At 46.0% G+C, this 14,695-nt stretch carries 13 protein-coding genes; 4 read left to right on the forward strand and 9 right to left on the reverse strand.

The features are described 5' to 3' along the window. Positions 1-3: 3 nt before the first annotated feature. Positions 4-591: a CYTH domain-containing protein gene (locus tag GWP43_RS09835; protein ID WP_162664004.1), complete on the forward strand. Its 588-nt coding sequence runs from the start codon at positions 4-6 to the stop codon at positions 589-591. Further along, the gene (locus tag GWP43_RS09840; RefSeq protein ID WP_162664005.1) at positions 588-1,613 is read left to right on the forward strand and encodes an alpha/beta hydrolase family protein; all 1,026 of its coding nucleotides are present in this window, start codon (positions 588-590) and stop codon (positions 1,611-1,613) included. The genes GWP43_RS09835 and GWP43_RS09840 overlap by 4 nt, the downstream gene beginning before the upstream one ends. A 15-nt stretch (positions 1,614-1,628) precedes the next feature. Here the strand turns inward: GWP43_RS09840 and radC are convergent, their stop codons facing one another. From radC to GWP43_RS09880, 8 genes are all read right to left on the reverse strand, one after another. Further along, complete coding sequence (gene radC / locus GWP43_RS09845; protein ID WP_162664006.1) at positions 1,629-2,297, reverse strand: RadC family protein; 669 nt, start codon at positions 2,295-2,297, stop codon at positions 1,629-1,631. A 63-nt stretch (positions 2,298-2,360) separates the two neighbouring features. Beyond that, entirely contained in the window at positions 2,361-4,355 is a 1,995-nt protein-coding gene (locus GWP43_RS09850; RefSeq protein ID WP_162664007.1) for a tetratricopeptide repeat protein, read from the reverse strand. A gap of 11 nt (positions 4,356-4,366) precedes the next feature. Then, positions 4,367-5,137 carry a hemolysin family protein gene (locus GWP43_RS09855; RefSeq protein ID WP_162664008.1) on the reverse strand — a complete coding sequence of 257 codons (771 nt, stop codon included), beginning with the start codon at positions 5,135-5,137 and terminating at the stop codon, positions 4,367-4,369. A gap of 2 nt (positions 5,138-5,139) precedes the next feature. Beyond that, positions 5,140-5,601: an rRNA maturation RNase YbeY gene (gene ybeY, locus GWP43_RS09860; protein WP_162664009.1), complete on the reverse strand. Its 462-nt coding sequence runs from the start codon at positions 5,599-5,601 to the stop codon at positions 5,140-5,142. Position 5,602: 1 nt separating this feature from the next. Further along, positions 5,603-8,035: an HD family phosphohydrolase gene (locus tag GWP43_RS09865; protein WP_162664010.1), complete on the reverse strand. Its 2,433-nt coding sequence runs from the start codon at positions 8,033-8,035 to the stop codon at positions 5,603-5,605. A gap of 54 nt (positions 8,036-8,089) precedes the next feature. Further along, a complete protein-coding gene (locus tag GWP43_RS09870) occupies positions 8,090-9,028 on the reverse strand; it encodes a PhoH family protein (RefSeq protein WP_162664011.1) in 939 nt (312 codons plus the stop codon). Positions 9,029-9,080: 52 nt separating this feature from the next. Further along, positions 9,081-9,569: a ferritin gene (locus tag GWP43_RS09875; protein ID WP_230977663.1), complete on the reverse strand. Its 489-nt coding sequence runs from the start codon at positions 9,567-9,569 to the stop codon at positions 9,081-9,083. Positions 9,570-9,680: 111 nt separating this feature from the next. After that, on the reverse strand, positions 9,681-10,502 hold the full coding sequence (locus GWP43_RS09880; protein WP_162664012.1) for a cytidylate kinase-like family protein: 822 nt from the start codon (positions 10,500-10,502) through the stop codon (positions 9,681-9,683). 63 nt (positions 10,503-10,565) lie between these two features. Between GWP43_RS09880 and GWP43_RS09885 the strand changes: the two genes are divergently transcribed. Beyond that, entirely contained in the window at positions 10,566-11,141 is a 576-nt protein-coding gene (locus tag GWP43_RS09885) for an NUDIX hydrolase (RefSeq protein WP_203232402.1), read from the forward strand. A 616-nt stretch (positions 11,142-11,757) separates the two neighbouring features. Then, a complete protein-coding gene (locus GWP43_RS09890; RefSeq protein WP_162664014.1) occupies positions 11,758-13,854 on the forward strand; it encodes a methyl-accepting chemotaxis protein in 2,097 nt (698 codons plus the stop codon). A gap of 123 nt (positions 13,855-13,977) precedes the next feature. On the opposite strand, the gene GWP43_RS09895 is transcribed toward GWP43_RS09890, so the two are convergent. Further along, the gene (locus GWP43_RS09895) at positions 13,978-14,694 is read right to left on the reverse strand and encodes a DUF4398 domain-containing protein (protein WP_162664015.1); all 717 of its coding nucleotides are present in this window, start codon (positions 14,692-14,694) and stop codon (positions 13,978-13,980) included. Between the last annotated feature and the right edge of the window lies 1 nt (position 14,695).

Below are 14,695 nucleotides of genomic sequence, written 5' to 3' on the forward strand. Positions count from 1 at the left end.
CGTATGCACGAAATCGAATTAAAAGCGCATCTTGAACATCCCAAAAAAACCGAGGCGCTGTTATCCCGTATCGCAGATTTTTCACTCCGCTGCACCAAGACCGACCGGTACTGGACACTCGGAGAAAAAACGATACGGATACGGCGGGAACTGATTGGGGACAAGGAAACGGTTTTCATAACGCATAAGCAGAAACACTATACCGATACGATAGAAACCAACCGCGAACTCGAATTTGAGCTTGCAGCTGTGTCCGTACCGGTATTTACCGAAATGCTCAAAAGCCTCGGTATGACCTGTACCGCAGAGAAGCAAAAGGAGACAAAAGTTTTTGTTCCATACACAGATTTGTTCCCGGCTGGTATACTCGAAGGCTCCGTATCGGTAGAGCTTTCAACAATACATCCGATCGGACATTTTTTAGAAATCGAAGTCCTCTACCCCGATGAAGGTTCCGATACCGCCGCTTACGAACGGCATATCCGTAATGCGCAGGTTATTTTCGATACGCTGCTCACCGCTTTAGAGATACCGCAATCGGCTATCGAAGTGCGTCCGTATAATGAACTGCTCGCTTGTAGGTGTTTATGAAAACATATAAAAAGATATTTTTATCGCGTATATTCTTCTTTTTTACTTTACTGCTTCTGTCGGACAAAACAGCCGCGCTATATGCACAAACCGTTGACGCGCTGCTTGAATACGAAGTTGCTGTCTTGAATCCTGAAACTTTAAAAAAATATAACCGCATATACAGCTATGAACCCAATCACGCTTTTGAAGCGCCGGACTTAACTGATGCGGTTATTTTAGATAGTCCTCTCACTGTTTTTTATCCGGTACTTGAGGGAACCTACCCACTCGTTATTATCAGCCATGGCTGGCAGGTTTCAAAAAAACCGAATGCAAGCCTTGCCCGTTATCTTGCCTCTCAGGGATATGTCGCAGCGATTCTGTCGGCAAAAGAGAAAAGTTATCCCGAAGAGTTTATCGCTGCGTTTGAGTCGGCCTATACACTTTTAAAAACGGCAAACGAAAATACTGAAAGCCGTTTATTTAAGCGACTGGATATGCAAAAAACGGCAGTCATCGGCCACTCGATGGGTGGGACGGCGGCACTGCACTTTTCGAAATCAAGTCCCGATATCAGTGCCGTTATTGCATTGAACCCGTATAATGGAGCCTCGTTCCTTATAGAACGAGTCGGCGGTAAAAATGAGGTACTCGGTACCGATCTCACCACTCTACAAATCCCTGTCCTTATTGTTACCGGAAGCAAAGATAATGTTGCGTATCCCGAAAAAACCTTTGAATTTTACAAACACTGCAATACATCCGCTCCGACAGCTTTTTTATCTATTAAAAACGGTGTCCACGGCAGCGGACTCGATAGTAAAGGCAACATCCTTTCAGGCTGGTTCGATATTGAACTCTATACACGTTACAGGCTTTTAATACTTGGCTGGCTTGACCTATTCTTAAAGCAGAAAATATCGGAGGCCTCTATGCCGTATTTACAACCGGCAGCGTTTGAAGCCATAAAAGACTGGTTTTACTCCGGCAACATAAAACGATACCCTGCTTACGCTTTTCGTAACTTTTTGCGCCGGTAAGTGCCAAGCATAACCCTAAATAAGAGGAAAACCAGCCTCAATAAAGCTCATGTACTCGCCGTTCGGCGACAGAATGATGTGATCCAACACCTCAATTCCTAAGAGCCGTCCGGCCTCACAGAGTCGCTTTGTCAAGTTTAAATCCTCAGCAGAAGGCGCCAAAGCTCCCGACGGATGGTTGTGGGCAAGAATAACTGCGGCAGCTCTATCTGCAAGCGAATCGGCGAATACCTCACGAGGATGAACCAGGGTATGAGTCAACGTTCCTACGGAAACCACACGGATCGCTAAAATTTCGTGAGCGCCGTTCAGCGATACACAGATAAACTGCTCTTGTTTACGCACCGAGTAGTGCCGCAAGAATGGAACAATATCACTGGGGTGCCGAACTTTTTCGCCTCCGACACCGTAATATCGCCTACCAAGCTCGAACGCCGCGAGAATAGTTGACAGCTTTGCTGCACCTATCCCATTCACAGTTCGTAACGCTGCTTCGATACTTTCCGCTTTGCGCGTATCGATATGCCGGACAATTTCTTCGGCAAGTTTTGTTACCGGCTTATTCGCAATACCGGTGTGCAAAAGAACTGCAAGCAAATCCGTATCGCTCAACCGTTCCACTCCACACTCTAAAAGGCGTTCCCGTATATCCGGTTTTTTACGCATATTCTGATGTATAGTCATACCTCGTATATAGCGCATGAGCAGGCATTTTGGCAAGAAAAATGATAAAAATACGTCGAGGATTTAGCGGATACTTCGTAAAAGAGACAACAATTGCGACATCTGCTGCCCGCGCGGGTCGGTGCCGTCGACGGTTTTTTCCGCCTTACTGCCGGTCTTTACCGGATCGGTGTAAATGAGTACCGCCATATCGCCTTTCGTCATCCTATCGTAGTACCCCTTCCGCGTAAGCGTTCCTTCGGTAAGGTCTTCCGAAATCCGCCCTATCGTGAACGTCCCGAGTACGTCTTTTTCGTTGTACAAGAGCCCGATACCTTCATTCGCAATGGTGAGCGTTCCCTTTTTGACGATTTCGATAGTATAATCGGTAAAATCGCAGTCGCCCGAACCGATATCGATAACCGCTTCCGCCTGAGAACGTCCGGCGATGCTGCCGATAACCGGCATTGCCTGATTAAATAGACCGATGATGCGGCGAACAGCGTTACCGAACCGGTCATTACCCGACCGATACACCGTTAAGGTTTCCGCTTTTGAACCGGTACGCCCGACATAGAGATCAAGCGTAATCTGTATATCCCGCTCATTTTCCTGCAAATTGACAATACCGAAATAATCGTTTCCGGCAGTGCGCGCCTGTCTGAACGCCTCCGTATACGAACTGGGGCTATCCAAATGAGCGGAAACCGCAAAACGGCGATTGTAAGAAAGAATATCGTTTATCAGCGCCGCGGTGAGTTTTTCCGCTTCGGGGTGAAACACATTGGCCGCATTTACCTGATAAAAAAGCCCGACGGAAAGGTGCGCTTTGTTCAAATACAGCGGATCGATCTTCCAGCGGTTCCGCACCGAGTGGTCAAGCATCTTGCTGTAGGCCTCTACCGTGTCGTTGATCCGGGCGGTACTCTTTTCGATGGACTGAATAAATTCAAGCTGCTGTACGGCGCGCTCGTAAAAGTCCTGCCGCATCAGGATATTGGCATACGCTTGACGGCTTTCCGTGTCATACGGGTACACCTTGAGGGCGCGCCGATATTCGTATAAAGCTTGATCGGTCATGTTGCGGTTTAAAAAGGCATCGCCCTTTATGCGGTGCGCTCCGGCAAGCTCCTTCCGCTGTGCATCTTCAAACTCAAAGGTCTGAACAGCGATATCCTCAAGCAGGGTGCGCATCAGTTCGTTTTCGGTATCGACGGAAAGCCCGATTTGCGCAGCTTCAAAGGCTTGTTTTTTTTGTGCAAGCTTCATTAAACAGAGCGCTTTTACATACCACGCATCGGCACGCTTACGGTCCCCCGCAATGCGCAAATCGGCTACGGACATCGCCTCGCGGTAACGGCCGGAGCTGTATAAAAGCGAGCAGAGCAGCGCCCGTGCCTTGTCGTAGTCTTCGTCAATGGTAAGCGCCGCACGGATACGCCCTTCCGCTTCGCTCAGGTTGCCTGCAAGAGCGGAAAGGTAACCGGCAAAGTAATGCACCTGCGCGTTATCTCCGTGGTATTGCAGGGCGCGGCTGATGTAACTCTGCGCCGCTTTGTTATTACCCGTTTCGTGGCTGAGCAGTGCAAGCGACAGAAGTGCTTTGCGGTTCTCACTCTGGCGGCGAAGCGCGGCGGTGTACAGTTCCGAAGCATTGGTTAAGCGGCCGCCCGTTACCTCGATTTCCGCCATGCCGAAGCGGGCGTCGAGGTTGTTCGGGTAACGGTTCAGAATACTCGAAAAAATCTTTTGCGCGTCTTCGATACGCCCGATACCGATTAGGATAAACGCATAGAGGTTTTCGATATCGACATCCTGCGGGGAGTAACGGCGCGCCTTTTCCGCGTAGACAATAGCCTGATCGTATTCGCCCAGCGCGTAAAAACATTCGGCTAATCCCCGATACACGGCATTATAGGCGGGATTTTCTTTTAAGGCTTGTTGATAGAGTTCTATAGCGCCGTACCAGTTTTCATGGTATTGCAGCTCTTTTCCTTTCTCAAAGAGTTGGATAGGAGAAGCCAAAAGAGGCAGCGCGACACAGAGCAGAAACACACTAAACAGACTATTTTTACGCATAAATCTTCCTTTTATTGATCCTCATCTTTAACCGCAGCGATCTTTACCGTGTTTATTTTATGCCCGTCCATATCCTGAACGATAAAATCAAAGTCCTTCCAACGCACCTTTTCGTAACGGACGGGAATTTTTCCGAATAAATCAAATACAAAGCCGCCGAGCGTTTCAAACTCATCGGAGGGAAGCTCCGTATGCAGAGCCTCCGCCAGATCATCCATATCGACACGGGCATCGCAGAGCCAAAGCCCATCGCCGATGGAAACGATATCTTCATCTTCATTGTCGAACTCATCTTGAATGTCGCCGACAATCTCTTCGATAATATCTTCCATACACACGATACCCGAAATGCCGCCATATTCATCGACCGCAATAGCAATATGCACATGACGGCGTTTAAATTCCCGTAATAGGCCGTCGATACGCTTGGATTCGGGCACAAAGAACGGCTTTCTGATAATTTTTTCCAAATCGATCGGCTCCTTTTTTGCGAATGAATTGATCAAATCCTTCACATACAGGACGCCCACTACATTATCGATTGATTCGGCATAGACGGGAAATCGAGAATGTCCGCTTTCAGCCACCCGTTTCAGTAATTCCTCCGTTTCCATATCCAACGGAATAAAGTCAACGTCAATACGCGGTATCATCACTTCTTTTACTGCGGTGTCGGATAAGTCGACCACCCCGCGTATCATATCTTCTTTTTCTTCATTGAGCGCTTCCTGCAAAATCTCGGAAACCGCCCGCTTTTTTTTCAGTTTATCAAATATCCCCATATTTATTCCTGATAGACAACCGTATTACTATATTCCTTGAGTATTTTTTCCTGTAATTGCAGCATTTCCTGCTGCGGATCGTTATCACTGTGATCCATCCCACTCAGGTGTAAAATACCGTGTATCAGTAGTCGTTTCAATTCTTCATTCATCGTTACATTAAAAGTTTCGGCATTTGAGCGCAAACTATCGAGGCTAATTACGATATCTCCGGCATTAAAACGAAGATTCCCGTCTTCATCATCGTATTCATCGCCCTGCTCAAATGAAAGTACATCAGTCGGGGCATCAATCCGGCGGTAGGTTTTATTCAGCTCATGGATAAACGCATCACGGCAAAACACGACGGATAAATCCCAATTTGTATGCTCAAGTTGTGCAAGTACCGCGTCTAAAAAGGGTAAAACCGCCCTCCCCCATTCGGGTTCGGGGACATCCTGCCATGTAATCGCAATAGTATTCATTTTATTCTTCCTTACTTTCCTTCCCGTCCGCGTTTTCGGATGCCGTTAATCCGAGGTCTATTTGCAGATAGTTTTTTACATCGGGAGAAATGCTTTTCTCAAGCGGCATTTCAGGCTGCGCCGATTTTTCGTCGGGAGTCTTTTCCGGCGAAGTATCCTGCGGCGCAGCTTTTTCGTCGGAAGTATTGCCGGTCGTACCGTCTTTTTCGTCAGGGTCTTTTTGATTCGGGTACTTGATACGCGAATGATAATATCCGGCGAGTGTAGTAACAAACGACTCTTGAATAATGTGCAGTTCCCGCAGCGTTAAATCGCAGTTATCCAGCTGTCCCGATTCCATTTTAGCCTTAACGAGCTTTGCAATAAACTTTTCGAGCCGCGGAACCGACGGGTGATCCAACGTCCGGCAAGCCGCTTCGCTCACATCGGCAAGCATAACCACGGCAGCCTCTTTGGTGCGCGGCGGCGGCCCCGGATACGAAAAGTCCTTGGGGCTGACATTGGGGTCAAGCTCTTTAGCCTTTGCATAAAAGTATTGTACCAAAGAATTACCGTGGTGCTGCCCGATAATATCGATCACTTCACGGGGTAACCGCATACTTTCCGCCTTTTCCACGCCGATTTTTACATGACTGCGGATGATGGCCGCCGAAAGCCGCGGGTTTAAATCCAAGTGCTTGTTATACGATGTCTGGTTTTCGACAAAGTATTCGCTGTTTGCCATCTTACCGATGTCGTGATAATACGCGCCGACCCGCGCCAACAGCGCGTCTGCCCCGATTTCGCGGCAGGCTGCTTCCGCCAATGTTGCAACCATCATCGTATGGTTATAGGTACCGGAAGCCGTCAATAACAGCTGCTTCATCGTCGGGGAGTTAAGGTCGGAAAGTTCCATCAAGCGGAAGCAGGTCGGCGTATTCAGCCGGTCTTCCAAGATGGGCAAAAAGCCGAGTACGAAGATACCGCTGATAAAGCCGTTAATGACTGAGCCGAGCAATACAAATACAAAGTCGCCGTAAGAATTGGGGAATACCGTGCAGAGCACAAACGTGATAATCGGATGAATAACCGCAAGTTGGCACGCCGTTTTAATCAAATCCATTCGCCGTCCGGTCAGCTTCATCAACGAAACGGCCGATAAGCCGGAAAACAGTGCAAAGAGCGCCGGTTCAAGCTTAAATCCGGTCGCAGTCAGCACAATCAGCATAACAAGAAATACAATCCGTATTGCAACCCGTGTGGAAATAAGCGTTGAAACCAGCATAGCGGTCAGCGCGGCGGGAATAAACGGGATAATGTCGAGCGCCTGTACGAGGGGCAATGCCTTTGTCGTAAAAAGTACGATAAGATACACGGCAAGCGAAATCAGCAGCAAAAAGACCTTCCGGCTTTCTTTTAACTGATCGCTGATTGTTTGCGGCGACAGCATAAAAACACCGATTATATAGAGGCACAGAATAAAGGCGGAAAGACCGAAAAATTTATTCAGATCAAGATAATTCCCCGCATCGGAATAGGCTTGCAGCTGCCGGTAATTTTCCGTAGTAATAATAAAGCCGCGCTTAATAATCTTTTGATTTTTTTGAATGGTTACGATAACCGGCTGCACCTGCTTCAGCGCTTCCTGTGCCCGCATTTCCGTTTCTTTTTCATCATAAATGACGGTCGGCTGCAAAAACGGCCGAATGAGCGCAGCCGTAATATCGATATCGAGACTTGCATCGAGCGACCGTATTGCGTTTTTAATGTATGAATCCAGACTCTCTTTTTTGATAACTGCAGTTCTCTGAATGTTAGTATATTCTCGGTTATTTCCTCGCCGCATCACCAGCGTGATTTCGGCTTGATTGAAACCTTCGAGCCCTTTTTCGGGAAATTCCGCAATACCGACCGCCATCATCTGTTTAACGATTGCCTGAGCAGCGGCTAGGATGCCGCCAAATTGTTTTGACTTTTTTAAATTTTTCAAAATCTGCACATCGAATAGCCCCGGATATTGTTCCTGCACACGCGCGTCAAAGGTTGCCTCCGCATCGTTATGCAAAGCGAGCATAAACGAAACAAACTCATCATATTTTTTGAGCGTCTCGGATACAAGCTCCGTATCCTGCATAAAGATAGGGGCAATTGTCTGTAAGCGGGCAGCTTTTCTGATCTCTGTCGCCGCTTGATCCGTATAAGAAATATCCCGACCCGCAACTACATCGCGCTCGGCTACCCGTCCCACAGGAAATTCATCAAGGTTGAAATAGGCAAGACCGCCGCGGTCAAGCGTCGTAAACAGCATCGCTGCGATAACGATAAAAAAACTTACAATAAAGAGAATAAAAACAACTTTTTCAGCGCAAAAGCTGTCTTTCATCTTACGGAAAAAGCCCGCTACGGGCGGCAAAATAACCGATTTAATATATCCTGAATTGTTTTCGCCTTTCATTCGATGGCTCCGCTATTATCCGCAAGGATTGCATTATTCTTTAAAAATACGGTGTTATTGTTTTTCATACGCATTAATAATCTTTTGTACGAGAGAGTGGCGGACTACTTCATCCGCAGAAAATTCAACGGTTCCGATCCCGTCAATAGTACGGATTAAAGAAACGGCATGGACAAGCCCCGATTCCGATCTTCCGCGGATATCCGATTGGGACGGGTCTCCGGTAATAATCAATTTTGAACCTTCGCCCATCCGCGTTAAAAACATCTTCATCTGTTCTTTTGTGGTATTCTGCGCTTCATCCAAAATCACAACGGCATTGTGGAGTGTCCGTCCGCGCATATAGGCAAGCGGCGCTACTTCGATGGTATTGGACTCTTCCATACCGCGCAGTACATCGGCGGGCAGCAATGTTTCCATAATATCGAACAGCGGGCGCAGATAGGGATTTATTTTTTGGACAAGATCGCCGGGTAAAAAGCCGAGGCTCTCTCCGGCTTCCACCACCGGACGGGTTAAAATCAATTTACGTACCGTATGGGACAGCAACATTTTTAACGCAAGCGCCACTGCAATATAGGTTTTTCCCGTACCGGCGGGACCGAGCCCGAATGTTATATCGTTTGCATAGATGGAATCGATCAGCGCCGCCTGTTTCCTGTTCTTAGGATAAACCGATTTTATGCCGCGTGGAATATGGATACACTGCGGGCAAAGAGCCCCCTGTTGCGGCGCACTGTTGGCGACGCAGGAGGCAATAAAATCGGCCGAACCGTCCGATGTAATTTCGGGGCTTTCCAAAAGAGTGTCAATGAGTTTTTGAAACCTTTTGCAAATCGCTTGATCGGAAGTTACAACCGTTACTTCGTTCCCCCTGCAGATAACGGGAACACCCAAATACGTTTCAAAAATATGCAAATTCTCATCATTCGCGCCGCATAGCGAAGACAGCACCGTTTGATCTTCCAACACGATTGTATATGAGGTATCCAAAAACACTCCTCTCTAACTTTTCAAATGTAACAACAGGATACTCACTGCAAGGTTATTCCCGTTTTCCGAGTTCTTTATCCAAAATAAGAAGCCCGGCATTGCCGTTGATATGTTTGAAGACATCGAGGATATTGCGATCGTTCTCCTCTTCTTCCACCTGCTCATTGATGAACCACTGCAGGAATACTTGAGTTTTATAGTCCTTTTCCGCAAGCGCAAGTTCATACAAGCTGTTAATCGAAGCCGTTACAAACTGTTCATGCTTGAGCACATCCTGAATAACTTCTACAGGATGCTTTGCGTAATGTACCGGAGCTTCTTCAATCGGTTTTAATACGGGCTTTGCATCAACTGAAAAGAGATAGTCATATATCCTCATCGCATGCCCTTGTTCTTCAAGCGCCTGCACCCGCATCCACTTGGCAAAGCCTTTAAGCCCTTCCGATTCAAAATGGGCTGCCATGCCGAGATACAAATAAGCAGAATAGAATTCTTTATTGATCTGCTCGTTTAACGCATCTTCCAATTTCTTGCTAATCATAGTTTGTCCCCTTCTATCCGGCGTTAGGTATTTTAGATATATATTCCCGCATCCGGCTATAATGGAATAAGTCTACAATGAAGATAGGGGATAGTCAAGAACCGCATCCGACTACGGATAAGGCTTATATTCATTGACGATGCTGATCTGCGTAGATACCGAACGCCCCTGCGCCAAGCCTTCGGCTATTTTAATCGCTCTATCGATACACGCAACGGAGTCTGCAACCCCATGCAGTATAATCTGCGTATCGGATACTTCCGCATCCAAAAAATAAATGGGCAGCTCTTCTTTAAAAGCGATCACATTGACAATCCGCTGCCCCAATAACAGTTCGGCAATGCGCTTGAGTCCTTCTTGTTCTTCCGCTGGTAAAATAGCTTCCTTGCAAGCATGCGTGATAATACTCGCGGCAAGCGGCGCCGTAGCAAAATCGGTGTTGATAACGAGGTGATAATGAGTAGGATCTTCCGGTTTCATATCAAAAAAACATCTGTGAAAGCCTTCGCGGTTGGCATCGCTCTCCGCCATCAGAGCGCGGGCTTTTTTTTCGGACCAATCGAACTCCTTCATTAACCGCCCGATTCGCACATCATCGGAAGCTACCAGCCGCACCGCATAGCAGCCGGGGATGCCGCGCAGTAATGCAAAACCGCCGCGCCCGATAAAGATGCTGTTTCCTTTCAGCGCATATCCGTAAACGATCTCCCGTAAATAATCAAAATAAGAATCTCGGTTGCGGGAAAGCGATGCCCAAAAGCCGGGTTTTCGTTCGTCATAGTGAGCAAGGCTCTCTTTCGAAATTCCCTTGTCAAGCAGATCTTTCTCTAGGTCTTTTTTATCGATAAACTCATAGCCGAGCGATTTTGCCAACTCTAAAGCCGTTTCATCGCCGTAAGAAGCTATTTGCCGTGAAATAGTGATAATTGCCATAAAGCCTCCTCTTCTATAGAATAAGGCTAAATACTCATTATGTCAAAGGAAGGTTCTCTTTTTATGCAAAAAAATTCTAATCTTTCATGGAAGCCCATCGCTGCAAAAGAAATATGCACCACACGGGTATTTACCGTTAACGAAATCACCAGTCTTTCGCCTGACAACGAAACAAAGACATTTTCTACATTGTCCGCACCGGAATGGGTTATCGTTATTCCCCGCATTACCGATGCAAACGGTCGGCATTATTTTTTGATGGTAAAACAATGGCGGCATGGATCGGCGCACCTGTCGATCGAATTTCCCGGCGGCGTAGTCGACGAGGGGGAAACGCCGGAGCAGGCGGCACGGCGGGAGCTGCTGGAAGAACCGGGGAAAACGGAACAGAACTTAACGCTGCTCGGTGAGGTATATCCCAACCCTGCGATTATGGGAAATAAAAGCCATATTTATTTTGCAGATTGTGAGGCAAATACGCAGGCGCAGCATCTTGATGAAGATGAATTTTTAGAAGCCGAGGCGGTACCCGTTGAAGAAGTGTTAAACAAGATGGGAACGGACCCCTACGACCATGCGCTTATGTGCACTGCGCTCTTTTTTTATTTACGGGAAGTTGCTAAAGACGTCAAATGTTAGAAACAACAGACATTTTTGTAAGCGATCCTGTGCGGCTGGAGATTTTGAAATTTATCGAAAAAAGTATTTGCAAAAAATATAAAGTTGTTGTAATATGGGCGAATATCTCTAAAAGTTTCAGCTTTTAGAGGTGCCTAAACCATATTCATTCTGATCCGGATCTAAATTGGGTCAGTAAGAATAAAAATATTTTGTAAAAAGTATTTAATGTCTTTTGTAAAAAAAGAGGTCTTAACAAAATGAAAAATGTTTATACTCACCCGCCAATTGATTAATAATTGTCAATTCATAATCAACAACCCCGACGCAGAGCATCGGGGTACAGTGCTCAACGTTTCGCACTGTGTGCGTAATCCGGCACGGATGCCGGTGCTTCCAAACAGAAACGAGTTTTTTGCTTTGTAAAAAACTCGCAGTCAAAAACATACACGGATGTATATTTTTGACGAGGTGGTTGCAGTCGGCTTTAATACCCTTTGTTACGACGCAAGGGTCGGGTATTAAACCCTCCGCACGAATCAAAAATAAGATACGGAAACCACCTTTTTCTAATTGATAATCAACACATACAACGATAATTCATGATTTTTAATTATGAATTATATGGAGGTTCACAATGAAAAAACGTTTTTCTCTTCGCTATAAGCTCATGATTATTTTCGGTGCGTTAATTGCAGCAGCTTCTTTGGCTGAAATCATACTTGCCGTACATACGGCTCGTCTGGCTGTAACCAAAGGGATCGAAGATCATCTTATCGATAAAGCATCCGATACAGCTGGAATTATCGACAAGCAAGTTACCGCTTTTTGGCAATTATTTGAAGGTCTCGCTCGTACACCGATATTGCGGGATCCCGCTGTTTCGTATCAAGAAAAAACGGCATTTTTGGCAAAAGAAGCTGCATTCAACGATAATATTCACAGAATGGATTTATGCGACATGAGCGGCCGACGCCATACAAACACGGGGAAAATAATCGATGTTTCCGACAGAGCTTATTTCCAAGTTGCTGCACAAGGTAAACCATTTGTCGAAGAACCGGTTATATCCCGTTTGGATGAAGAACTGGTATTTGTATTTACAGTTCCCATCTATGACGATAACCGGACGGTGGTCGGCGTTCTTCTCGCAACGGTAAAAGCCGGTGTACTGTCAAACCAAATAAATGATATTACCATCGGTAAAAACGGTTACTGTTGTATACTCGGCACTACGGGAAACATTATCGCGCATCCTGATTTCAGTTTTGTAGAACAGATGACCAATCATAGCGAAAAAGCGAAGTCCGATGATAGTCTGAGTTCTATTGCTGCGTTTGAAAAAATGGCGCTGGAAACCAACCAATCTTCCGTCGGCTTCTATGAATTCAAAGGGATAAGCAAAATAGGTTCTTATGCCGTAATGAAGACAACCGGTTGGATTGTTATTATTTCAGCTCCGGTCGAGGAATTTATGGGGGTTGTTCAAACGTTGCGTATAACCATGCTCGGTCTCGGCATACTCATATTGATTCTCGCGGTTGTTATCATTTATTTTGTTACCCGTACGATTATAAAGCCGATACAAAGAGCAGTATACGCTTTAAAAAATATCGCCCAGGGCGAAGGCGATCTAACAGTAAGATTGCCGGTTATCGGTAATGACGAGATTACCGATATGTCAGAATACTTTAATGAAACGATCGCAAAGATCGGTGCTTCAATACAGGTTGTCGGTACAAATAGTAAAATAATGGAAGGAGTCGGCAATGAGCTTGCTTCCAATATGACCGAAACGGCCAGCGCCGTAAATGAAATCAGTGTAAATATCGACGGAGTAAAACAGCAAGCCCTTACACAGGCAGCGAGCGTTACCGAAACTGCAGCAACGGTAGAAGAAATTGTCCGCACCATTAAACAGCTTAATACCAGCATCGAAATGCAGACAGCCAGCGTCGCACAATCGTCTTCTTCCGTAGAAGAGATGGTTGCAAATATCGCTTCCATCGGGCAGACACTCAGCAAAACCGATGATGTTATCAACAATCTTACCGTTGCAACCGGTGACGGCAAAGCAACACTCGTAACCTCGAACACCGTAACACAGAAAATAGCCGAAGAATCGGGTTCATTGATGGAAGCGAGCAGTGTTATTCAGCATATTGCATCACAGACGAATTTGCTCGCAATGAACGCTGCAATCGAAGCCGCTCATGCAGGAGAATCGGGGAAAGGTTTTGCTGTTGTTGCCGATGAAATCAGAAAGTTGGCCGAAGAATCTTCCGTACAAGGAAAGACCATTACAACAACACTGAAAACCTTATCCGGTGAAATCGATACGCTATCCACTTCTTCTAAAACGGTGGAAGAGAAATTCAACATCATCTTTAACCTTGCTGAACAGGTAAAGGAGATGAGCAACCGCCTTACCGAATCGATGAGGGAGCAGGAACACGGCAGCAAGGAAGTACTTACGGCTATCAAAAATATCAATATGATTACAACAGAAGTACAAGCCGGTTCGGAGGAAATGCTCAAAGGAGGTGAGGGCGTCGCCGAAGAAATGCGGAAACTGGATAATTTAACCCGTGTGATCACTGATAGTATGAATGAGATGGCGTCCGGGGTAATGCAAATTAACAATACGGTACAAGATGTCCGCGAAATAACGCAGAAGAATAAGCGGAGTATTGAGAATCTGGCGAACGAGGTTTCCAAATTCAAAACCAATTAACAATTAAATAAAAGAAAACCTCTAAAAACTGTTTTGCAACTCGCATTAGTGGATATAATAGCTATCCCCTACAGAAAAAGCCGATAAGCTTGCAGTTTTTAGAGGTTCCTATCTGATTATTTTTTACTTTTTGCCGGATGGTAGCTTTTCATACGTTACCGCGGGATCGTACATACCGTCGCGTTTTTCACCGCGGAGACTCGGGATTGTCAAAATAATACCGGGCTCAACCCAATCAGGGTTATTGGGGTCAGGCAATTTATTCTTGTTTGCTTCATACAGTTTTCGCCACAGATACGGATTGTCATAAATAGCCTTATCTTTCGCAATATTCCATAAACAATCCCGTTCGCCGCGCCATGTGCGGATACGGTATTGAGCCGGAAGGGTTGCAAACGAAGATTCATCACCCGTAACCACAGCAAGCGCATCCAAAACTTTTTTCGCACAGACAACCGCAACATCAAAGTCTTTATTCCCAAATGCGGTATTTCCTGCCTGTAAAGCTTCGGTTGCCGTCTTAAATGCCTCAGGGTATTTCTCTTCAGCCTTGTTATTCTTCGCCCATGTATAGCGGGTACGTGCCCTATTCATTGCTTGTTCAGCTTCGACACGGGCGAGCATATACTGAATATAATCGGCTGATTTTTGGGCATTCTCTTCAGCGAGCCGTGAATACTCTATCGAAGCATCATAATCACCTTCACTATATGCCCGCCGCGCCAATTCGGAATAAGCTCGACTTTTTCGTTGATATTCATTATTATCATAGGATACGGCAAACAGTAACACAGCTCCTAATACAAAGAATACGGTACAGAGAATAGCTGTCTTTTTCATA

Origin of the sequence: Treponema vincentii, from assembly GCF_010365865.1 — a bacterium.
In the GTDB taxonomy this organism is placed as follows: Bacteria; Spirochaetota; Spirochaetia; order Treponematales; family Treponemataceae; genus Treponema.